This is a genomic window from Flavobacterium wongokense (assembly GCF_021608265.1).
Taxonomy (GTDB): Bacteria; Bacteroidota; Bacteroidia; order Flavobacteriales; family Flavobacteriaceae; genus Flavobacterium; species Flavobacterium wongokense.
In genome coordinates, this window is sequence record NZ_JAKIHP010000001.1 from 715,745 (window position 1) to 738,540 (window position 22,796).

23 protein-coding genes are annotated in these 22,796 nt (G+C 39.2%); 17 read left to right on the forward strand and 6 right to left on the reverse strand.

What is annotated here, in order from left to right:
• Positions 1 to 12: 12 nt before the first annotated feature.
• The 3 genes from L1S31_RS02930 to L1S31_RS02940 all read right to left on the reverse strand — a co-directional run bounded on the left by L1S31_RS02930 (position 13) and on the right by L1S31_RS02940 (position 2,528).
• The gene (locus L1S31_RS02930) at positions 13 to 900 is read right to left on the reverse strand and encodes a winged helix-turn-helix domain-containing protein (protein ID WP_236461888.1); all 888 of its coding nucleotides are present in this window, start codon (positions 898 to 900) and stop codon (positions 13 to 15) included.
• 123 nt (positions 901 to 1,023) lie between these two features.
• Entirely contained in the window at positions 1,024 to 1,368 is a 345-nt protein-coding gene (locus L1S31_RS02935; RefSeq protein ID WP_236461891.1) for a toxin-antitoxin system YwqK family antitoxin, read from the reverse strand.
• A 164-nt stretch (positions 1,369 to 1,532) separates the two neighbouring features.
• Positions 1,533 to 2,528 (reverse strand): TlpA family protein disulfide reductase, encoded by a 996-nt coding sequence (locus tag L1S31_RS02940; protein ID WP_236461895.1) that lies wholly within the window; start codon positions 2,526 to 2,528, stop codon positions 1,533 to 1,535.
• Positions 2,529 to 2,663: 135 nt separating this feature from the next.
• Between L1S31_RS02940 and aspS the strand changes: the two genes are divergently transcribed.
• From aspS to L1S31_RS03025, 17 genes are all read left to right on the forward strand, one after another.
• Positions 2,664 to 4,415, forward strand: coding sequence for an aspartate--tRNA ligase (aspS, locus tag L1S31_RS02945; RefSeq protein WP_236461898.1), 1,752 nt, complete (start codon positions 2,664 to 2,666; stop codon positions 4,413 to 4,415).
• Between the two features lie 220 nt (positions 4,416 to 4,635).
• On the forward strand, positions 4,636 to 4,836 hold the full coding sequence (locus tag L1S31_RS02950) for a cold-shock protein (RefSeq protein WP_236461899.1): 201 nt from the start codon (positions 4,636 to 4,638) through the stop codon (positions 4,834 to 4,836).
• A gap of 202 nt (positions 4,837 to 5,038) precedes the next feature.
• Positions 5,039 to 5,404 carry an NADH-quinone oxidoreductase subunit A gene (locus L1S31_RS02955; protein WP_236461902.1) on the forward strand — a complete coding sequence of 122 codons (366 nt, stop codon included), beginning with the start codon at positions 5,039 to 5,041 and terminating at the stop codon, positions 5,402 to 5,404.
• 13 nt (positions 5,405 to 5,417) lie between these two features.
• Positions 5,418 to 5,963, forward strand: coding sequence for an NADH-quinone oxidoreductase subunit B (locus L1S31_RS02960; RefSeq protein ID WP_236461905.1), 546 nt, complete (start codon positions 5,418 to 5,420; stop codon positions 5,961 to 5,963).
• Between the two features lie 2 nt (positions 5,964 to 5,965).
• Positions 5,966 to 6,493: an NADH-quinone oxidoreductase subunit C gene (locus tag L1S31_RS02965; protein ID WP_236461907.1), complete on the forward strand. Its 528-nt coding sequence runs from the start codon at positions 5,966 to 5,968 to the stop codon at positions 6,491 to 6,493.
• 2 nt (positions 6,494 to 6,495) lie between these two features.
• Positions 6,496 to 7,731, forward strand: coding sequence for an NADH-quinone oxidoreductase subunit D (locus L1S31_RS02970; RefSeq protein ID WP_236461910.1), 1,236 nt, complete (start codon positions 6,496 to 6,498; stop codon positions 7,729 to 7,731).
• 5 nt (positions 7,732 to 7,736) lie between these two features.
• Positions 7,737 to 8,267: a complex I 24 kDa subunit family protein gene (locus L1S31_RS02975; RefSeq protein WP_236461913.1), complete on the forward strand. Its 531-nt coding sequence runs from the start codon at positions 7,737 to 7,739 to the stop codon at positions 8,265 to 8,267.
• A gap of 4 nt (positions 8,268 to 8,271) precedes the next feature.
• Entirely contained in the window at positions 8,272 to 9,639 is a 1,368-nt protein-coding gene (gene nuoF, locus L1S31_RS02980) for an NADH-quinone oxidoreductase subunit NuoF (protein ID WP_236461916.1), read from the forward strand.
• A 9-nt stretch (positions 9,640 to 9,648) separates the two neighbouring features.
• The gene (locus L1S31_RS02985) at positions 9,649 to 10,704 is read left to right on the forward strand and encodes an NADH-quinone oxidoreductase subunit G (protein ID WP_236461919.1); all 1,056 of its coding nucleotides are present in this window, start codon (positions 9,649 to 9,651) and stop codon (positions 10,702 to 10,704) included.
• Positions 10,697 to 11,728, forward strand: a complete 1,032-nt coding sequence (gene nuoH, locus L1S31_RS02990) for an NADH-quinone oxidoreductase subunit NuoH (RefSeq protein ID WP_236461922.1) — start codon at positions 10,697 to 10,699, stop codon at positions 11,726 to 11,728. Before L1S31_RS02985 ends, nuoH begins: the two co-directional genes overlap by 8 nt.
• An 11-nt stretch (positions 11,729 to 11,739) precedes the next feature.
• The gene (locus L1S31_RS02995; RefSeq protein ID WP_236461925.1) at positions 11,740 to 12,291 is read left to right on the forward strand and encodes a NuoI/complex I 23 kDa subunit family protein; all 552 of its coding nucleotides are present in this window, start codon (positions 11,740 to 11,742) and stop codon (positions 12,289 to 12,291) included.
• The gene (locus L1S31_RS03000) at positions 12,291 to 12,812 is read left to right on the forward strand and encodes an NADH-quinone oxidoreductase subunit J family protein (RefSeq protein WP_236461928.1); all 522 of its coding nucleotides are present in this window, start codon (positions 12,291 to 12,293) and stop codon (positions 12,810 to 12,812) included. The genes L1S31_RS02995 and L1S31_RS03000 overlap by 1 nt, the downstream gene beginning before the upstream one ends.
• On the forward strand, positions 12,805 to 13,125 hold the full coding sequence (nuoK, locus tag L1S31_RS03005; protein ID WP_236461931.1) for an NADH-quinone oxidoreductase subunit NuoK: 321 nt from the start codon (positions 12,805 to 12,807) through the stop codon (positions 13,123 to 13,125). Before L1S31_RS03000 ends, nuoK begins: the two co-directional genes overlap by 8 nt.
• A 6-nt stretch (positions 13,126 to 13,131) precedes the next feature.
• Positions 13,132 to 15,015, forward strand: coding sequence for an NADH-quinone oxidoreductase subunit L (nuoL, locus tag L1S31_RS03010; protein WP_236461935.1), 1,884 nt, complete (start codon positions 13,132 to 13,134; stop codon positions 15,013 to 15,015).
• 10 nt (positions 15,016 to 15,025) lie between these two features.
• Positions 15,026 to 16,462 carry a complex I subunit 4 family protein gene (locus L1S31_RS03015; RefSeq protein ID WP_236461937.1) on the forward strand — a complete coding sequence of 479 codons (1,437 nt, stop codon included), beginning with the start codon at positions 15,026 to 15,028 and terminating at the stop codon, positions 16,460 to 16,462.
• A 7-nt stretch (positions 16,463 to 16,469) separates the two neighbouring features.
• On the forward strand, positions 16,470 to 17,840 hold the full coding sequence (locus L1S31_RS03020) for an NADH-quinone oxidoreductase subunit N (RefSeq protein WP_236461941.1): 1,371 nt from the start codon (positions 16,470 to 16,472) through the stop codon (positions 17,838 to 17,840).
• 6 nt (positions 17,841 to 17,846) lie between these two features.
• Entirely contained in the window at positions 17,847 to 18,881 is a 1,035-nt protein-coding gene (locus tag L1S31_RS03025) for an aldo/keto reductase (RefSeq protein ID WP_236461945.1), read from the forward strand.
• A gap of 1 nt (position 18,882) precedes the next feature.
• Here L1S31_RS03025 and L1S31_RS03030 read toward each other — a convergent pair whose 3' ends face one another.
• From L1S31_RS03030 to L1S31_RS03040, 3 genes are all read right to left on the reverse strand, one after another.
• Positions 18,883 to 20,250, reverse strand: coding sequence for a PQQ-dependent sugar dehydrogenase (locus L1S31_RS03030; protein WP_236461948.1), 1,368 nt, complete (start codon positions 20,248 to 20,250; stop codon positions 18,883 to 18,885).
• 80 nt (positions 20,251 to 20,330) lie between these two features.
• Positions 20,331 to 20,846 (reverse strand): hypothetical protein, encoded by a 516-nt coding sequence (locus tag L1S31_RS03035; RefSeq protein ID WP_236461949.1) that lies wholly within the window; start codon positions 20,844 to 20,846, stop codon positions 20,331 to 20,333.
• The gene (locus L1S31_RS03040; protein WP_236461952.1) at positions 20,846 to 22,795 is read right to left on the reverse strand and encodes a transglycosylase domain-containing protein; all 1,950 of its coding nucleotides are present in this window, start codon (positions 22,793 to 22,795) and stop codon (positions 20,846 to 20,848) included. Before L1S31_RS03040 ends, L1S31_RS03035 begins: the two co-directional genes overlap by 1 nt.
• Position 22,796: the final 1 nt, after the last annotated feature.

Below are 22,796 nucleotides of genomic sequence, written 5' to 3' on the forward strand. Positions count from 1 at the left end.
GTGGAGATTTCCTTAAGCAGCAATTTCAAGCTTATAGCCTTTGCCACGGATAACAACAATTTTGATATTTGGATCACGTTCCAGTTTTTTTCTAAGTTTTGATATAAACATATCCAGGCTGCGTCCCACAATAACACCTTCATCTTCCCATATCTCTTTTTGCAGTCGGCTTCTTTCTATAGTTTGGTTGGGAGACGATGCGAAAATGAGTAATACTCGGGTTTCCGTTCCGGTAAGCTCTAAGGTTTTTTCATTGATGATGAGTTTTCGATTTTTGGCATCGAACAGTACCGAGCCCAAAGTGAACGTATTGGCATGCTGAATGTCGGGTAACGCTCTTTTCTGCTTAGCAGACCTCAAAAAAATAAATCCTACCAATGCTAAAAATGAAAGGCCTGTCAAAAAATAGCCACTACTTACTATAGTTCTAACCGTCGGTTTAAATTTGATGTTAATCAGGTAACAACCTTTGGGTTGCTTCCTTCCATTGCAGGTAATAATATTATCTTTCCTATCCTTTGATATCGCATATCCATAAACCATACTGGAATTCGCGCAGTTCATCACTTTGACAACATAATCATTTGTAAGCGGATCTTTGTCCAATAGACGCTTGGTAACATTTATCAGAGAGTCCGGTTCAAAAGAGAAATCATTCTCAAATGCAATCTGGTATTCGTTCCCACTAATCCTTTTTACCGGAAGGACTCTTGATGTACTGTCTCCTGATTGTAAAAGCAGTTCATGTCCGATCCTTCTGAGTAAAACTTCCCTTCTGGAGATATCAAAATCGTCACCATCATTTGTACTAAAAGCCACGCAGACCACAGCGACAAATACAAGCAGCATCAGCCCTAAGAGGTATTTGCGTTTTCCGAAAAGATTTCGACTATGCTGCATGGTGTCAAATGTTTATTTACAAAGTTTACATTTTTATTTGCAATCCTAATCCCTGAGCCTAAAAATTTAATCAAAAAAGGGAGCTCGTTTGAGCTCCCTTTTACATTATAAACAATTAACTTTTTAATTTTTTGCCAATGCGTCCTGTTTCCAGGATTTAACAGATTTCACTTTGCTTTTAGAGTAATCTACTTCGCTTAATGATTTATCACTCCAGAAAAACCATTTTCCGGTTTTTTCTCCGTTACTGTATTCGCCAATTGATTTTTTGTTTCCTTTTTCATCATAAGAAACCCAGCTTCCTTCTAATTTGCCATCCTTAAAATGACCTTGTTGCTGAATTTGTCCATTATCGTAATAGTAAGTAGCTTTTACTAGGTTACCTTCTTGTTCCAAAACTGGTTTTTGTGCCTGTGCAAAAGTTACCGCTGAGATTACTAATGCTCCTAAAATCATAATCTTTTTCATAGTTGTAGGTTTTAAGTATTCATATTTACATAACAAATGTATAGATTATTTTACATTAAAAAAACTTTTACTTAACAATTTGGTAACATTGAATGAAAACTTAACATTGGAAAATAGAAAAGCCCTGAAAAATCAGGGCTTTTTGAATATCAGCTTTTTAACTGTTATTTTAACAAACTGTCCAATTGTTGCTGTAATCTTGGTTCAGAAGGTCTTGCTGCATCAGCATCAACGATTTTTCCTGTTGGGTCAATCAATATGAATCTTGGAATGGAATTTATCTTATAAGCCTGTATAAAATCGGAAGTCCAGTTTTTATCTGCCATCAGTTGAATTCCCTCCAATTGTTTTTCCGAAACAAAACTTACCCATTTGTCATGGTTTTTCATTTCATCAATAGAAATGCTGACAAAAGCAATATTTTTTGCGTGATACTTATCTTCCACTAATTTTAACGAAGGAATCTCAGCACGACAAGGTCCGCACCAGGTTGCCCACACATCAATGTAAACATATTTCCCTCTCAAATCTTCTAATTTAGTTTTTCCGCCTTTATGGTTTTCGTAATCAAATGAAGCCGACATTGTGTTATTCAATGCTTTGTTAGCGCTCACCTGAGTGTAATATTGTTGGAGTCCAAACAAGTTTCTTTCAATATATGCCTGATGAAGCTGCACAAAATTAGGATCCAATCCGGCATTTTTCATTTTGTCAATGTCTGTAGTCCTTTTTTGAGCAATTACCTTATTGAAATTCACAGCGTCCAGATTGATCACTTTATCAAATTCAAATTTTTCTTCCGCCATGGTTTCTTCTGCCAGGTAATTATTTTCTTTGGCGCCTTTACCTGTAAACTTGATGGTTTCGTCAAATTTTGAGGCATCCATCGTCATTGACAAATCATAACCATTTTTCAAATACAACTGAGCATATTCTTCTCCGTCAAACAATTGGTACATCCCGTCCTTAACCGGGAATTGTGCCTGGAACATCCCTTTTGGATTGATTTTTATTTCCTGTACAATTTGGCCTGCATTATCCCTAATAAAGAGTGTATCACCATTCCTGTTGTCAATTTTTGCCTGGAAAGCCATATTTTCCTGGGCAAAACTTGTGGCAGAAAACAATGCTATAGTTAGTAGTGTAAATAAATTTTTCATAGGTATGTGTTTAAATTTAAACATCAAATATAGTAGTTTTTTCAAACGCATTGATAAAGGATTTGTTAAACTTGATGCCATCTTTACCTTAGTTTATTGATTTAGTTTTTTACTTTTGCACCAAATTTTTATTCTATGTACAGAAGTCATAATTGTGGCCAATTAAATGCCACACATATCAATAAAGAAGTAACGCTTGCCGGTTGGGTTCAGAAATCACGTGATAAAGGGTTTATGGTTTGGGTGGATTTGCGCGACCGTTACGGAATTACACAATTAATTTTTGACGAACAACGAACAGATAAATCTGTTTTTGAAAAGGCAAAATCACTCGGTAGGGAATTTGTAATCCAGGTGAAAGGAACTGTTATTGAGCGTGAATCGAAAAATGCCAATATGGCAACGGGCGATATTGAAATTCTGGTTTCAGAATTGATTGTCCTGAATTCAGCGATGCTTCCTCCCTTTACTATTGAAGATGATACTGATGGTGGTGAAGAAACCCGAATGAAATACCGATATCTTGACATTCGTAGAAATCCTGTGAAAAATGCTTTGCTTTTCCGTCACAAGGTAGCAATGGAAGTGCGTAAATATCTTTCTGATTTGGATTTTTGTGAAGTGGAAACGCCTTACTTAATCAAATCAACTCCTGAAGGTGCAAGGGATTTTGTCGTTCCAAGCCGAATGAACCAGGGGCAATTTTACGCTTTGCCACAATCGCCACAAACCTTTAAGCAATTATTGATGGTTGGCGGAATGGATAAGTATTTCCAGATTGTAAAATGTTTCCGTGATGAAGATTTACGTGCAGACCGACAACCTGAATTTACGCAAATCGATTGCGAGATGGCATTTGTGGAGCAGGAAGACATTTTAAATGTTTTTGAAGGATTGACACGTCATTTGCTAAAAGAGTTAAAAGGCATCGAAGTCGCAGAATTCCCAAGAATGACCTACGAACATGCAATGAAAACTTACGGAAACGACAAACCGGACATCCGTTTTGAAATGAAGTTTGGCGAGTTGAATTCGACAGCACAGCACAAGGATTTTGGTGTTTTCAATTCGGCTGAATTGGTAGTCGGAATTGCTGCTCCTGGTTGTGCATCCTATACAAGAAAAGAAATCGACGCTTTGATTGACTGGGTAAAACGCCCGCAAATTGGAGCTTCGGGAATGGTATATGTAAAATGCGAGGAAGACGGGACTTTCAAATCATCAGTAGATAAATTTTATGACCAAAGCGATTTGAAAAAGTGGGCTGAGGCAACAAACGCCAAAGCCGGAGATATGATTTTTGTACTTTCTGGACCAGCTGATAAAACACGCAGCCAACTTTCAGCACTCCGTATGGAATTGGCAACGCGTTTAGGATTGAGGAATCCTGAAGTATTTGCCCCGTTATGGGTTGTAGACTTCCCATTATTGGAATGGGATGAGGAAAGCGGCCGTTATCATGCGATGCACCATCCATTTACTTCTCCAAAACCTGAAGACATGAAATTGATTGAAACCGAACCAGGAAAAGTCCGTGCGAATGCCTATGATATGGTATTGAATGGAAATGAAATTGGTGGAGGTTCAATCAGGATCCATGACAAGGAATTGCAAAGCAGGATGTTCTCGCTTTTAGGGTTTTCTCCCGAACAGGCTGAAGAACAATTCGGTTTCCTTATGAATGCATTCCAATTTGGTGCTCCGCCTCACGGTGGACTGGCATTTGGGCTTGACCGTTTGGTGGCAATTCTTGGTGGACAGGAAACCATCCGGGATTTTATTGCTTTCCCTAAGAATAATTCGGGAAGAGACGTAATGATTGATGCCCCATCGCTAATTGATGATGCGCAATTGAAAGAATTATGTATTCGGCTTGATTTGAAGTAATTTATATCAAATTCACATAAATTTAAGAAGCAATTGGTTAATTACATAAAATCAGTTGCTTTTTTTGCGTCTAAATTTAAAATCCCGCAAGTATTTCTTTTTCAAGTTTTTAAAGCTAGAATTAAAATTTAACAATTTTTTAATTATTTATCGTTGAAATGCTTGTTATGTCGCCAAAAAATTTATCTTTGAGCATTATTAATTATTTTTTACAATTACAATGCGCACAGGAACAGTAAAATTTTTCAACGAGTCTAAAGGTTACGGTTTTATCACAGACGATGAAACTGGAAAAGACATTTTCGTACATGCAACTGGAATTAAAGCAGAAAGCTTGAACGAAGGTGACAAAGTATCTTACGAAGAAGAAGAAGGAAGAAAAGGTAAAGTAGCTGCTCAAGTAGTAACTATCGAAGACTAATATATATTAATTTTTGATGCCTAACGAAATCACGTCCCGAATAATCGGGACGTTTTTTTATGTTTTAAAACCCGCTATTTAAAATCAATTTAAATAGTCTTTTTTGAGCCTTAAATGCCAAACGTTTATCGCTTGATTTTTGCGAATTAAATAATGCGATGTATATTTGTGGCTATTTAAATTACTACTAATTTTAAGCGTTATGCAGTCCAATCAATTAGATTATTTACCAATTCTTATGCAAGCTGGTTTAGCTGTAGGATTTGTGGTTATGACCATCATTGGTTCGAATTTTTTAGGCCCGAAAAGACACTCCAGAAACAAGGATAAAAACTTTGAATGCGGAATAGAATCTGTTGGAAATGCAAGGATTCCATTCTCCGTAAAATATTTCCTGGTTGCCATTCTTTTCGTGCTGTTTGATGTCGAGGTAATTTTCCTTTATCCCTGGGCAATCAATTTCAAGGCTTTGGGCGTTGAAGGAATGATTAAAATGGTAATTTTTATGTTGTTGCTTTTAGTAGGCTTCTTCTACATTATCAAGAAGAAAGCTTTGGAGTGGGAATAAAAAACAAATTGCGATGAGTGATACTAAAACAAAAATGGTTGCTCCACCAGAAGGAGTTGTTGGTGAAGGCTTCTTCGCCACAAAATTGAATGATGTTGTCGGATTGGCGCGTGCCAATTCTCTTTGGCCCTTGCCTTTTGCAACTTCATGCTGCGGAATCGAATTCATGGCGACCATGGCTTCCCACTACGATTTAGCGCGTTTTGGTTCTGAGCGTGTGAGTTTTTCTCCACGTCAGGCAGACATGTTGATGGTAATGGGGACGATCTCCAAAAAAATGGCGCCTATCTTACGCCAGGTTTACGAACAGATGTCAGAACCTCGTTGGGTTATTTCTGTTGGTGCCTGTGCCTGTTCAGGTGGCGTTTTTGATACCTATTCCGTTTTGCAGGGAATTGACAAGGTAATTCCGGTTGACGTTTACGTTCCGGGTTGCCCACCAAGGCCAGAGCAAATTGTTGACGGTGTAATGCAGCTTCAGGAATTGGTAAAAAACGAATCAGTCCGCAGAAGGAATTCGCCTGAATATAAAGAATTATTAGCTTCCTATAACCTATAAAAATGGCTTTAGAAACAGCAAACATACAAGAAAGGCTCTCCCAGAAATTTGGTAGCAGCGTATTTGCTTTCGGGATGCAAAGAGACATCTTCACTTTCGAAGCAAGCCCGGAAAATCTTCACGAAGTGATTCAATTCCTAAAAGAAGACGAAGAGCTAAATTTCCATTTCCTTACCGATTTATGTGGCGTTCACTATCCAGAAAATGATGACGACCATCAGTTTGCGGTGGTATACCTCCTGCATAATTGGGTTGAAAATACCAGAGTCTGCGTAAAAACCTATCTGAATGCAAATCCTGAAGTGGATACGATTATCGATTTGTTTTTAAGCGCAAATTGGATGGAAAGGGAAACCTGGGATTTTTACGGAATTGTATTTAAGGGTCATCCACAGTTAAAACGAATCCTTAATATGGACGAAATGATTTCGTTCCCAATGAGAAAGGAATTCCCAATGGAAGACAGCGGAAGAACCGATAAGGACGATAGATTTTTTGGAAGAACAGTGTCAAATAAGTCAACATTATAAAAATGTCAGAACTATTATTACCACCAGAAGAGCGTTATGCTAAAATAATTGCGGAAAAAAGAAACGAAGACGGAAGCGAACTTTCTGTGCTGAATTTAGGCCCAACGCATCCTGCAACCCACGGAATTTTCCAGAACATCCTTTTAATGGATGGCGAAAGAATCCTGGAAGCAGAACCAACAGTAGGTTACATTCACCGTGCTTTTGAAAAAATTTCAGAAAACCGACCGTTTTACCAAATCAATGTTTTGACCGACCGTATGAACTATTGTTCTTCGCCAATCAACAATTTTGGATGGTGGATGACGGTTGAAAAATTGTTGAATATTGAAGTTCCAAAACGTGCCCAGTATTTGAGGGTCATCGTAATGGAATTAGCCCGAATTACCGATCACTTGATTTGTAATTCCATCCTTGGAGTTGATACCGGAGCTTATACCGGTTTCCTTTATGTATTCCAGTTCAGGGAAAAAGTATACGAGATTTACGAAGAAATTTGTGGTGCCCGTTTGACAACAAATATGGGAAGAATTGGTGGTTTCGAAAGAGACTGGACACCAAAAGCCTTCGAATTGCTGGAAAAATTCCTTGAAGAATTTCCTCCTTGCTGGCAGGAATTCGAAAATCTTTTTGAAAGAAACCGAATTTTTATCGACAGAACTGTAAACGTAGGTCCGATTTCAGCTGAAAAGGCAATGTCTTACGGATTTACAGGTCCAAACTTACGTGCAGCCGGAATCGATTATGACGTTCGTGTGGCGCAGCCATATTCTTCTTATGAAGACTTTGATTTCATCGTTCCTGTTGGAAAATCGGGAGATACTTACGATCGTTTCTGCGTTCGTAACGCCGAAGTTTGGGAAAGTTTGAGCATCATCCGCCAGGCTTTGGCCAAATTACCTGAAGGGCCAATCCACGCTGACGTTCCCGATTATTACCTGCCTCCAAAAGAAGATGTATACAACAATATGGAAAGCTTAATCTATCACTTCAAAATTGTGATGGGTGAAGTTCCTGTTCCTGTTGCCGAAATTTATCATTCAGTTGAAGGTGGAAACGGAGAATTAGGATTTTATTTAATTACCGACGGAAGCCGCACACCATACAGACTGCATTTCAGAAGGCCTTGCTTTATTTATTATCAGGCTTATCCTGAAATGATTAAAGGCGCAATGCTTTCGGATGCCATCGTAATATTATCAAGTTTAAATGTAATTGCAGGAGAATTAGACTCTTAATAATTATGGAAAGATCACACATTAAACAAGAAATAAACATCACTGATGCCTTGATGACTCGCATCAATGAATTAATCAGCCATTATCCCGCAGACAAAAAGAAATCGGCATTACTGCCTGTTTTACACGAGGTTCAGGATGCGCATGACAACTGGTTGAGCATTGAATTACAGAATAAGGTTGCAGAGATATTGGAAATACAGCCCATTGAAGTGTATGAAGTGGTAACATTTTACACTATGTACAATCAAAGGCCAATTGGAAAATACATGTTTGAATTTTGCCAAACTTCTGCCTGTTGTTTAAATGGCGTAGAAAATTTGATGGATTACACTTGTAGCAAATTGGGCGTAAAAGTTGGCGAGCCAACAGCCGACGGGCTTTTTGAAGTACGAGGCGTTGAATGCCTTGGCGCTTGTGGTTATGCGCCAATGATGCAGTTAGGTGATTTTTTCCAGGAACATCTGACCGAAGCAAAAATCGACCAGTTAATCACCGATTGCAAAGAAGGAAAAATCACTTTACACGATAAATAATATCATGGGAAGAAAAATATTATTAGACAAAATAAATGTTCCGGGCATCAAAACCTATGAAGTTTACCGCAAAGAAGGTGGTTATGCTTCGGTGGAAAAGGCCCTGAAAAAAATGACTCCTGATGAAGTGGTTGAAGAAGTAAAAACTTCGGGGCTTCGTGGTCGTGGTGGTGCGGGTTTCCCTGCCGGAATGAAGTGGAGTTTTATCGATAAAAAATCAGGAAAACCAAGACATTTGGTTTGCAATGCCGACGAATCGGAACCTGGAACCTTCAAGGACAGATTTCTGATGGAATACATTCCGCATCTTTTGATTGAAGGAATGATTACCTCAAGTTATGCATTGGGTGCCAACCTGTCCTACATCTACATCCGTGGAGAATACATGTGGGTTTACAAAATTTTGGAAAGAGCCATCGCCGAAGCAAAAGCTGCCGGTTGGTTGGGTAAAAATATATTGGGTTCAGGTTACGATTTGGAATTATACGTTCAGATTGGGGCCGGAGCTTACATCTGTGGAGAGGAAACCGCATTGATTGAAAGTTTGGAAGGAAAACGTGGAAACCCTAGGATTAAGCCACCATTTCCTGCTGTTTCGGGTCTTTGGGCAAATCCAACGGTTGTAAATAATGTGGAAACTATTGCTGCAGTGCCTTGGATTGTAAACAATTCTGGTGCTGATTATGCGGCAATTGGAATTGGGCGTTCAACAGGAACGAAATTGATTTCCGCATCAGGAAACATTAAAAATCAAGGAGTTTTCGAAATTGACCTGGGATTATCAGTATACGAATTCATGAATTCTGATGAATATTGTGGCGGAATGCAAACCGACCGACCATTAAAAGCATTGGTTCCCGGAGGAAGTTCGGTGCCAATCTTACCAGCGCATTTAATTTACAAAACTGCTGCAGGTGAAGACCGTTTAATGTCGTACGAAAGTTTATCAGATGGTGGATTCGCTACAGGTTCTATGCTAGGTTCAGGTGGGTTTATCGTTTATGATGACCGTGCCTGTATTGTTAGAAACACTTGGAATTTCTCAAGATTTTACCACCATGAAAGCTGTGGCCAATGTACGCCATGCCGTGAAGGAACCGGTTGGTTGGAAAAAGTATTGTGGAGGATTGAAAACGGACAGGGCCGCGAAGAAGACATCGAATTGTTATGGAGCATTCAGGCAAAAATTGAAGGAAATACCATTTGTCCTTTAGGTGATGCCGCTGCATGGCCGGTTGCTGCTGCAATCCGTCATTTCAAGGATGAGTTTGAATACCACATCCGTTTCCCGGAAAAAATAAAAGATAGAAATCACTTTGTTGCTGAGCCATTTGAAAAAGTAAAGCATTTAGTAGCAAAGCAAACAGTATAAGGACTAGATATGAAAGTAACTATAGACGGTCAGGAAATTGAAGTAGCTCCAGGAACGACAATCCTTCAGGCAGCTCGTATGATTGGTGGGGAATCTGTTCCGCCAGCCATGTGTTATTATTCTAAACTAAAAGGAACCGGTGGAAAATGCCGTTGTTGTTTGGTTGACGTTACCAAAGGTAGCGAAGCCGATCCAAGACCGATGCCAAAATTAATGGCGTCTTGTGTGACTGGCTGCCAAGACGGAATGGAAGTAGCGAGTAAATCTTCTGACAGGGTAAAAGATGCCCGAAATGCGGTAACCGAATTCCTTTTAATCAATCACCCATTGGATTGCCCGGTTTGTGACCAGGCCGGAGAATGTGATTTGCAGAATTTAAGCTTCGAACACGGAAAACTGCAACAGCGTTTTATCGAAGAAAAAAGGACTTTTGAACCTGAAAATATTGGTGACAAAATCCAATTGCATATGAACCGCTGCATTGTTTGCCAACGTTGCGTTGAAGTTGCTGACCAGTTGACCGATGGACGTGTTCACGGAGTATTGAATCGCGGGGATCATTCGCAGATTTCAACTTGTGTATCAGCTGCTATTGACAATGAATTTTCAGGAAACATGATTGACGTTTGCCCGGTTGGAGCCTTAACAGATAAAACGTTCCGATTCAAATCGAGAGTTTGGTTCAACAAGCCTTTTGATGCACACAGGGAATGTACTACTCCGGGTTGTTGTGGAAAAACCACGCTTTGGATGTTTGGAAACGAAATCCAGAGAGTTACAGCGCGTAAAGATCAGTACCATGAAGTCGAAGATTTCATCTGTAATACGTGTCGTTTTGACAAAAAAGATGTGAATGACTGGGTAATTGAAGGTCCGAGAAGATTTGAGAAGGACTCCGTTATCAATCAGAATAATTACACTAGAAAGTTAGAGAAAGTTGAAATCGCTACCGAAAAAGGAATCCTTATGGGAAGAGATATCGACCGTAAAAAAATCAGTATGACTGAGATTGACTACAACGAAAAAATAGATGGTAACCCAGTAAATTCAAACAAAAATGGATAGTGCCTTTATTATAGAAAAAAGCGTTTTCATTGTAATCATTTTTGCTATAACTATGGTTATGGCAATGTATTCTACCTGGGCTGAACGTAAGGTTGCTGCATTTTTGCAGGACCGTGTTGGCCCGAACCGTGCCGGTTGGGGTGGATTATTACAACCACTTGCCGATGGTATGAAATTATTTGCCAAAGAGGAATTTGAACCTGACACCAAGAATAAATTCCTATTCTTTGTTGGTCCGGCTGTGGCGATGAGCACCGCTTTGATGACCAGTGCCGTAATTCCATGGGGTGATCGTTTAGAGATTTTTGGACGCACCGTTATCCTTCAGGCGACAGATATTGATGTTTCGTTATTATACATTTTCGGAGTGGTTTCGGTAGGTGTTTACGGAATCATGATTGGTGGCTGGGCATCTAACAATAAATTCTCATTGATGGGAGCTGTTCGTGCAGCATCGCAGATGGTTTCTTATGAGGTTGCCATGGGATTATCAATCATCGCTTTGGTAATGATGACCGGGACTTTGAGCTTAAAAGAAGTTTCCTTGCAACAACAGGGAATGAACTGGAATGTGTTTTATCAACCGGTTGGATTCTTAATCTTTTTAATCTGTGCTTTTGCGGAAACCAACAGGACGCCTTTTGATTTGGCAGAATGTGAATCGGAGTTGATTGGTGGTTACCACACCGAATATTCATCCATGAAAATGGGATTCTATCTGTTTGCCGAATATGCAAACATGTTTATTTCCTCAACGATTTTAGCTGTTCTTTATTTTGGCGGATATAATTATCCTGGCATGCACTGGATGGTGGAGAATGTTGGTGTAAATGCAGCAAACATTATAGGAATCGGGGTTTTATTCATTAAAATATGCGCCTTCATATTCTTCTATATGTGGGTTCGTTGGACAATCCCTCGTTTTAGGTACGATCAATTGATGAATTTGGGATGGAAGATTTTAATCCCGCTTTCGATTATCAATATTATTATAACAGGAATTTGCATCCTGGCTTTTAAATAAGAAAAGAAATTATGTCAGCATCTATTCAGAGTATATCACTTTCCGGTAGAAAAAAACAGGTTTCCAACAAGGAAATGACGTTTTGGGAAAGATTATATCTAATAGCGATCATCAAAGGATTGGCTATTACCATCAAACACTTTTTTAGAAAAAAAGCAACCATTCATTATCCGGAACAAACCCGTGCTTTTAGTCCGGTTTGGCGTGGAAGGCATATGCTGAAACGCGATGAGCAAGGCCGTGAAAACTGTACCGCCTGTGGATTATGCGCTTTATCATGTCCGGCGGAAGCCATCACGATGAAAGCCGAAGAACGCAAACCAGGTGAAGAACATTTGTACCGCGAAGAAAAATATGCTTCGATTTATGAGATCAACATGCTGCGTTGCATTTTCTGTGGATTGTGTGAAGAAGCCTGTCCAAAAGACGCTATTTACCTCACTCTTTCCAAAGAATTGGTTCCTTCAATGTACGAAAGGGAAGATTTCATTTTTGGAAAAGATAAACTGGTTATGCCTTTGGAAATGGCAATGAAAAATGCTCAACTTAAAAACGCTAACTAATGTCACCTATATTAATTACATTCTACTTTTTATCGGCCATTACGTTGGCAACAGCGTTCCTGACTATTTATAGCAAAAACCCGATTCACAGTGCCATTTATCTGGTGCTTTGCTTCTTCTCAATAGCCGGACATTATTTACTGTTCAATGCGCAGTTTTTGGCAATTGTACACATTATCGTTTACTCTGGTGCTATCATGGTACTCTTCCTGTTTACCATCATGTTGATGAACCTCAACAAGGAAGATGAGGTCCACAAGCCACGTATTACAAGACTTGGAGCAATTACTGTATTTATTTTGATGAGTGTTGTTTTGGTTACGATTTTCATCAATTCCAAAACCATTATGGGTGATTATGATGTCTCTGGTGAAGATTTCCAGTCGATCAAAAAATTGGGTAACGTATTGCTGAACGAATATATGGTGCCGTTTGAATTTGCTTCCATCCTATTATTGGTTGCAATGATTGGTGTTGTTTTATTGTCTAAAAAAGAAAAAATAGGAAAGTCAAATGAATAATATTTTAAATCAAATAGGTATAGAAAATTACATTTTCCTTTCGGTACTGCTTTTTTGTATCGGAGTTTTTGGAGTATTGTACAGAAGAAATGCCATCATCGTATTCATGTCGATAGAAATCATGCTGAATGCTGTAAACCTATTGTTTGTTGCCTTTTCAACCTATCATCAGGATGCCGAAGGACAAGTATTTGTATTCTTCTCAATGGCTGTTGCCGCTGCCGAAGTTGCTGTAGGTTTGGCAATCCTGGTTTCGGTATTTAGGAATATTGGCTCGATTGATATCGCGAATTTAAAGAACTTAAAAGGATAATCTGGAATGGACACAAATTTAGCTTTACTATTACTCTTATCTCCATTTGTTGGATTTCTTTTCAATATTTTCTTCGGGAAAAAAGTGAGCAGGAATGTATCTGGTGCGATTGGAACGCTGACAGTTTTGGTTTCGTTCCTAATGAGCATCTGCTTTTTTGCACAACTGAACCAAAACGGGAAAGCTCTGGAAATCCATTTATTTGACTGGATTTCAGTTCACAATTTCAAACTCGATTTCGGATTGCTGTTAGACCAATTATCATTGCTTTGGTTGTTATTCGTTACCGGAATTGGTTCGTTAATCCATTTGTACTCCATCAGCTATATGCACGATGACGAGAATATGCATAAGTTTTTTGCATACCTGAACCTGTTCGTGTTCTTCATGATAACATTGGTAGTTGGAGACAATTTATTGGTAATGTTCATCGGTTGGGAAGGTGTTGGATTGTGTTCTTACCTACTTATCGGATTCTGGCATAAAAACCAGGATTACAACGATGCGGCGAAGAAGGCATTTATCATGAACCGTATTGGTGATTTGGGTTTCCTTATCGGAATTTTCCTTTTGGGCAGTCAATTCAATACCCTGAATTTCTCGGAATTAAAAGTGGCTCTTGGAGGTAACCTTTCTTTATATACCAATATTTGCCTTTGTTTTGCCGCTTTATGTTTGTTTATCGGAGCTTGTGGAAAATCGGCACAATTACCTTTATATACCTGGCTTCCTGATGCGATGGCTGGCCCGACTCCGGTTTCGGCATTGATCCACGCTGCGACGATGGTAACCGCGGGAATTTTTATGGTAACCCGAATGAATTTCCTATTCGATTTAACTCCGGAAGTACAAAACATCATAGCAATCGTTGGTGCTTTGACTGCCTTGGTTGCAGCTTCAATCGGTTTATTGCAGAACGACATCAAAAAAGTATTGGCGTATTCAACTGTTTCCCAATTGGGATTAATGTTCCTTGCTTTGGGATGTGGTGCTTACAATGTTGCGGTATTCCACGTAATCACACACGCTTTCTTTAAGGCCTGTCTGTTCCTGGGTTCAGGTTCTGTAATCCACGGATTGCACGGAGAACAGGATATGCGGAAAATGGGTGGTTTGCGCAAGGCGATGCCAATCACTTTTTGGACGATGATGATTTCAACTTTGGCTATCGCTGGTATTTTCCCTTTTGCAGGTTTCTGGTCAAAAGACGAAATATTGATGGTCGCTTTCGAGCACAACACCATTTTATATGTTGTGGCTTCCATTGCTTCGATTATGACCGCTTTCTATATGTTCCGCTTGATGTACCTGACGTTCTTCAACGATTTCAGGGGAACAGAAGAACAAAAACACCATTTGCACGAAAGTCCAAGCCTGATTACAATTCCATTGGTAATTTTGGCAATCCTGGCGCTTATCGGAGGTGCGATTAATTTGCCTGGAAGCAATTGGCTAAACCATTTCCTGGAACCGATTTTGGCAACAAAACATGAAGAACACGCATTAGGAACCCACGAATACATGTTGATGGGAATTGCTTTGGCTGGTGCTGTTTTCGGAATACTTTGGGCGTATTCAAAATACATCAAACAAGGTTTTGTGCCAAAGCAGGACTCAGAAATTACAGGTTTCTCCAAAACGATATACAATTTATATTACGTTGACGAATTCTATACGTTCCTAATTGTAAGGCCATTGAACAGCCTGTCTAATTTCTTTAGGACAACCTTGGAAACAGCTTTAGGAAAACTGGTTTTTGGTTTTGGAACTGTGGCAAACGGATTGGGAACACAAGGTAAAAAATTACAGACCGGAAGTATTGGTTTATACTTGTTTGCTTTCGTAATTGGGGTTCTCGCCATCTTAACTTATTTATTTATAGCTCAATAATTTTTACATAATGGATGTAACTACTATATTAATTTTACTTCTCGTTGGTGCGATTGCCACCTATTTTTCCGGAGATAAATTAGCTTCAAAAGTGGCGCTGGTTTTCAGTTTGGGTGCATTTGGCCTGTCGTTGAGCCTGCTTTCAACCTATTGCAATGGCGGAAATATCAGTTTTATTGCAAACTGGATTGACATTCCAAAAGTTGCACTGGCATTCAAAGCCGACGGACTTGCCATGGCAATGGTTTTATTGACCACAGCATTAACGCCATTGATTATCTTCTCCTCATTTGGAAATTCATTCAACAACAGTAAAAATTTCTATGCCTTAGTGATGTTCATGTCGTTTGCAATGACAGGAACTTTCCTTGCTGCTGATGGTTTATTGTACTATGTTTTCTGGGAATTAGCTTTGATTCCGATTTATTTCATCGCATTGATTTGGGGTAATGGTGATGCTGAAAAACGCAAAAAAGCGGTCTTGAAATTCTTCATTTACACACTTGGAGGTTCCTTATTCATGCTGATTGCCTTCGCATATTTATATTCAAAAGCAGACAGTTTCCTTTTAGAGGATTTATACAAATTAGATTTAACGGCTTCTGAGCAATGCTGGGTTTTCTTCGCATTCTTCTTAGCGTATGCCATTAAAATTCCGATTATTCCTTTCCATACGTGGCAGGCAAAAGTATACCAAAAAGCACCAACCGTGGGAACGATGCTTTTATCGGGAATCATGCTTAAAATGGGATTGTACAGCGTTATCCGTTGGCAGCTGCCAATCGCACCTGACGCAGCAAAAACCTATATGCCGGTCTTAATCGGATTGAGCATTGCCGGAGTTATTTATGGTTCCATCGTTGCATTGCGTCAAAAGGATTTGAAAAAATTATTGGCGTATTCATCGTTAGCGCACGTTGGTTTAATCGCTGCTGGTTGCTATACGTTAACCCTTGACGGATTAAGCGGTGCGGTTTTACAAATGATCGCTCACGGTTTTGTGATTGTTGGATTGTTCTTTGCTGCCGAAATTATTTTCAGAAGATATGAAACCCGCAAAATTGACGAAATGGGCGGAATCCGTACACAGACACCTAAGTTCACATCGATGTTCATGATTTTGGTTTTAGCATCTGTAGCATTGCCGGGAACATTCAACTTTGTTGGGGAGTTTACCGTTTTGTACAGTTTAAGCCAAGTGAATGTATGGTTTGCAATATTGGGTGGAACGACCATTATTTTAGGGGCTTATTATATGCTGAAAATGTTCCAGAACAGCATGCTGGGTGAAACCAATGCTAAAGTTTTTGCAGAAGTTACCAGCAACGAAGCAATTACATTCGTTGTCATCATAGCCTTTTTATTATTCTTCGGATTGTATCCAAAACCGATTGTGGATTTGATTACGCCGAGTTTAAATGAAATTTTATCAAACATTAATAGCTAGTCCAAAAATGAATACATTAATTGCCATATCAGGTTTAGGTGTTTTTTGCCTTATCGCTGAAATCTTTAATTTAAGAAAACTACTTGTTCCGGTTGCAGCATTGGGACTTTTAGCAATTCTTGGGCTTACCATTTCTGAGTTTGAAACACCAGCTTCCTTCTACAACAATATGATTGTTGTAAATAAATTTTCGGTAGCATTCTCAAGTTTGTTTATTATCCTTACCATATTTTTAGTCGCTTTGAGTGGCGACTTCTATAAAGACCATCCTACCAAGATTTCCGATTTCATTTCTATAAAGATTTTCCTTTTAGCCGGTTCAGTTGCTATGGTTTCGTTTGGGAACTTATCAATGTTTTTCTTAGGTATTGAAGTGCTTTCCATCTCGCTTTATATTTTGGCGGCAAGCCGAAGACTGGACATTAAAAGCAACGAAGCCGGAATGAAATATTTCCTTATGGGTTCATTTGCATCGGGTATAATCTTATTCGGAATTTGTTTGGTGTATGGCGCTACAGGCTATTTTGATATGGCTGAAATCCACGATTTATCACAAGGTTTGGGAATGCCGGTTTGGTTTCCTATCGGAGTTGCATTAATCGTTATTGGAATGTTATTCAAAATTGCTGCTGCTCCTTTCCATTTTTGGGCTCCGGATGTTTACGAAGGTTCTCCATCAATGACCACAGCAACCATGAGTACTTTGGCAAAAGTTGTTGCCATGGCTACTCTTTATAAGCTATTAAATGATTTAATGCCAACCTTATCTCCTAAAGTTGAAATATTGATTGTTATTATTTCTATCCTTTCAATGACTGTTGGAAATATAATGGCTTTGCGTCAAAAGAACGTAAAAAGAATGTTGGCTTTTTCGGGTATTTCACATGCCGGATTTATGGTTATGGCGTTGTTGAGTTTATCAACGGCAGCTACAACATTACTGTATTATACCGCGGCTTATGCTTTAGCAGGAATCGCTTCCTTTGCCGTGATTATTTTTATTACGAAAGACAAAGACAACGAAGACATCTCCAACTTTAATGGTCTTGGAAAAACCAATCCGTTATTGGCCGCAATCTTAACAGCTTCATTATTATCGATGGCCGGAATTCCTATTTTCTCTGGATTCTTTGCTAAGTTTATGCTATTTGCCAATACAATAAAAGCAGGTCATTTAATTGTGGTTATTGCCGCTGTAATCAACTCCATCATCAGTGTTGGTTATTATTTCAAATTGATTTTGGCGATGTATACTAAAGAAGCTACGAGTGAGAAACCAGCAGTTCCTTTTGTATATACTGCTGTAGCTGTTTTAGCAATTTTGCTAAATATTGTAATCGGAATATGGCCTTCATTAGTGACCAATTTGTTGAGCTAACCCAAAATGAATTACACCTTTTTACCGAATACTGATATCAAAGTCAGTAAAGTTTGCCTTGGAACCATGACTTTTGGGGAACAAAATTCCGAAAGTGATGCCCATTCCCAATTGGATTTTGCGGTCGAAAAAGGAGTGAATTTCATTGATACTGCCGAAATGTATCCGATTGCAGCTCGTGAAGCAACGCTTGGAGCAACCGAAAGATACATAGGAAGCTGGCTGAAAAAATCGGGGAAAAGAGATGATTTGGTTGTGGCGACAAAAATTGCCGGTCCAAACCGAGGCATGGGCTATATCAGAAACCCTCTTGATTTTTCAAAAAGGAATATTCACGAAGCGGTAAACCTGAGCTTAAAGAATCTTCAGACTGATTATATCGATTTGTACCAAATGCATTGGCCCGAACGTGTAATGAATATGTTTGGCCAGCGTGGAGTTTCCAAAATTGATACACAATGGAAGGAAAATTTCTTTGAAGTATTGAGCATTTACGATGGTTTGATAAAAGAAGGTAAAATCAAGCATATCGGGGTTTCCAATGAAAATCCGTATGGCGTAATGAAATTCATCAGCGAAAGCGAAAAACACAATCTTCCGCGAATTGTCACCATCCAAAATCCATTTTCATTATTAAACCGATTATATGAAATTGGATTATCCGAAATAGGTCTGCGTGAAAACGTTGGGCTATTGGCGTATTCTCCTTTGGCATTCAGCTTTTTGACCGGAAAACATTTGAACGGAATCCAACCCACATCGCGTTTGGGATTGTTTCCGCAGTTTACAAGATATTCTAACGAGAATTGCTTTAAAGCCACAAAATTGTACAAGGAATTAGCAGAATCCAACGGGATGACTTTGACCCAAATGGCTTTGGCATTCGTAAACCAACAGGATTTTGTAACCGCAACAATTGTCGGCGCTACAACAATGGAACAACTTCAGGAAAACATTGCGGCATTTGACACCATTTTGTCTCCTAAAGTTATTTCAGATATTAATAAAATCCAGGAATTGATTCCGAATCCTGCTCCTTAATTTATTCTACGACCAATTTAGACTGGTATTTATTTCCTGTCGAATCGGCAACAGCAATTAAGTACATTCCACTTGACAAAGACGCAATGTTTACCGATGGAGCATTACTTTCAAGCGCTTTGGTCAGCAATAATTTCCCAGTCAAATCATAAATAGTCACTTGAGAAAGTGTTACATCAGTAGTGCTTTTAAGAAAGATTTCGGTCTTCGCCGGATTTGGATAAAAACTCAACCCATTTCGGTTAAATTCATTCAAGCCAAGAGAAGAATCGTATATTTTGTAAATCGTACCGCTTATGGCAGCATACAACTCGCCATTCATATCTTCCCCAAAAGTGGTCAACGAACCCGCCGGATTTAAAGCCCAGGTAATGGTACTTGAAGTTCCTGTTATATAGGCAATTTCTGCACTACAATAATCGGCGAAGAAATATTTATTGGCAAAATTTGGATACAAAGAACCCGTGTAAAAATAACCTCCTGTAATAGAACATCTGCCGGAACCATGGCCATATTGGGTAACCGGCGGAACGGTTGAAGCATAAGGAGGACAGTTCCCGGAAGAAGTATCATAGGTAAGATTCCCTTCGTAACAACGCCATCCAAAATTCAACCCTGTATTGGGCAATGGGCTTGGAATTTTATTGATTTCCTCAGCCGCACTTTGTCCTACGTCCGCAATCCACAAATCTCCATTCAAACGATTAAAGGAAAATTTCCATGGATTACGTACACCTCTTGCCCAAATTTCATCATTCCCCGCAACACCAACATAAGGATTGGTAGGCGGGATTCCATAAGGTGATGCCGAGTCAACATCAATCCTTAGCATTTTACCTAAATTTTCATTTATGTTTTGAGCACGGTCTCCAGGATCTCCTCCGTCTCCTCCATCACCCATTCCAATGTATAAATAACCATCAGGGCCAAATTTTAAGGTTCCTCCATTATGGTTGGAAAAAGGCTGCGCGATGGTCAGTAAAATAGTTCCTGTAGTATTGGCAATATCCGGATTTGCAGAAACGCTATATCGGGCAATTACTGTTGCACCGTCACCCGAACGTGTATAGTTCACATAAAAATAACCGTTAGAAGCATAATTTGGATGGAAAGCCAAACCCAACAAACCTCTTTCGCTACCTGTAGAAATTAGCGAAGTCAACGTTATAAATGGCGTTGCATTTACGACTCCTGCGGTATTTACAATTTTAATTATTCCGCCTTGCTGCACTACAAAAAGACGGGAATCTCCAACTGGATGGGTTATTTCGACAGCAGAAGTAAATCCTGTAGCAAAGCTTGATAAAGCAACCGTTTGAGCATTTGCCACAAAGGCAAAAAACAACATGACAAGTAAGAATTTTTTCATAGCATTAATTTTTTTGGTTGTGTAAATTTAACAAATAAAATCGAAAACAATTAATTTATAGACAGTTAAAAGGAACTGATTCATAACTCCAGAGACGAAAGCAATTGTTCCACTTCTGTCTTTTGCGCTGCGTATTTTTGTTGCAATGCTCCGTCTTTTTCCATTCGGTTATAATATTCAAAAGCCTTTCCTGCAAAAAATTGTACCTGATGGTTTTTTACATCAGGAACCTGTGGATAGGTTTTGTGAAACAGCATTTCGTAATAAGCCTGCCATTCGCGTTCATTTTTATCAGGATACTGATTGAGTTCCACTTTTTGACCTACGTGAATCATCTCATGGGCAATCAGGTTGAGCATTAAACCCAATTCAAATTCGAAAGTATTTTCAGGAATCCTAATGATTTGAGGCTGCCCGAAAGTCCCTTCCGTCGTCATCAGCACATAATCGGGTTTTGCCTTTTCCCGCAGTTCAAATGCGCTGAAATTCGGATGCCTGATGCCATAAACCTCTATAAGGTAATTTGCTGCTGCTATCGTTTCGCCTAACTCATGAAAGGTTTCTATTTTCTGGATTATTTCTGCCGTTGGTTTCATTAGAATTCAAATTCCTCAATCGAATTGGTATTGGAATCTGAAATTGTCGGTTTTTGTTTCAGATAATATTTTGCCGGTCCTGAGATGTACAAAGGAAAATTCCCTATAGTGTCATTCGATGTGATCAGATTGCGTTTGAACATTAGGTTCACCAAAAACCTTTCGGTTTGTTTCGGTCCGGGTTTCAATCGGTTATTTGAATCAAATTTTGCCATAAAGCCTTTCGGATTCGGGATAATCTGCGCCAGGAACAAACACTGGTTGATGTTAAGATCCCAAGGCTTTTTCTGGAAATAAAACTGCGAGGCTTCTGCAATTCCGTAAATATTTGGACCCCATTCAATAATGTTGAAATACACCTCAAGCATACGTTGCTTCGAAGCGATTCGGTTGTTTTCCAAAACATATACCAACAGGATTTCCTCAAGCTTTCTCGAGAGTGTTTTTTCGCGGGTCAGGAAAACGTTTTTTACCAATTGCATGCTTATCGTACTGGCGCCTCGTGCAAACTTTTTGGTTCTGATATTTTTGGAAATCGATTCCTTAAATGCCGCATTGATAAATCCGCGATGCGTCATAAAAGACGGATCTTCACTAGTGAGGACACATTTTGTCAGGTAGGGAGACATGCTGGTTAAAGGCGTGTAATTCCAATTCCCTGAGCCCACATAAATTGGGCGCTGCAAAACTCCTTTGTCAATGGCACGATAGGTAAACGGACTATTGATTTTGTTCAGATCGGCCTCACCATATTTGGTGATTTTGATTCCTTCCGGTTTTAAACTACTGTCAAAAACCACATTATTCGGTTTGTGGTTATTGTATTTAAAGTTTAACGAATAGCTAAAACTTCCCTGTGCTTCCATACCTTCAAAATGACGGAATAACCCTGTTGGCAGCGAAGAAATGAAATCCTGTGCCTTCATTTTGGGGATATTTAGTTTTAATGCATAAATCTTGTCCTCATCATTGGTGTATGATACAAAAGGCTGGCATTTGATATTGTTGAGCTGTATTGTGGAAGTGCTGTCCAAAGCGATGAATCGTTTTCCAACAATCCAGCGGTAATCAAAACGCGCATTTTTGATGATGACATCCTTACTGGCTATTTTTGGATTGTTGATGAATAAATTATCGATAGAAGAATAGCCATCAATATGCAGCTCTCCATTATCCATTGCCAGATTCTCTAAGTTGAAATGAATGGATTTAAAGCCTGTTTTCAGGTTGAATTTTTTGTCAATGTAGGGAAGTTTAATGGTATCACCTTTGGTATTGGCAAAAGTCAAATCGGCTTTTCGGTCTCTTGGATCGGCAAAACCGTTGATGCTCCATTGTTGCGAAAATTTATCGGAAGTAACCTGAATCGTAGTCTTTAATTTCTTTTCGGCCAAAGCCAATTCATTAAAATCAAAAACAACCTTATTCCCATTGTCATTGATTTTTAGCGCAAATCCCTTAACCTGCATATCCGTTGGAACCAAATCCATTAATCGCGAAGAAACCCGGTTCAAAAGCTTGGCATAATTAACTTCGTCGGTGCTGGTGGTGTCTTTTTTGGATTTTAGGAAGGCTTCATAATTGCTGTGCTTGCCGTTTTTTACTAATTGGATAAATCCTTTATTGATTTCCAATTTTCCTAACTGAATGTCTCCAACCAAAAGTTTCCAAAAGCTTACGCTCGTTTTCAATTCGTCTATACGAACCAGTGTATCTGCCTTTTGGGGAACCAATGTGATTTGTTGGAATTCTACATTGGTCAGTCCGTGGAATGCCGCTTTTTGTATCGCCACATTGCATTGATAGTCTTTTTCAAGTTTCGCATCAACACGCTGGATTACGGTATTTAACAACGAGTTCCGGAAAGAAAAAAGCAATACCAATCCCAACAGCACAGCTGCGCCGCAGATTTTTAGGATGAGCATGCCTGTCTGTTTCCTTTTCTTCATT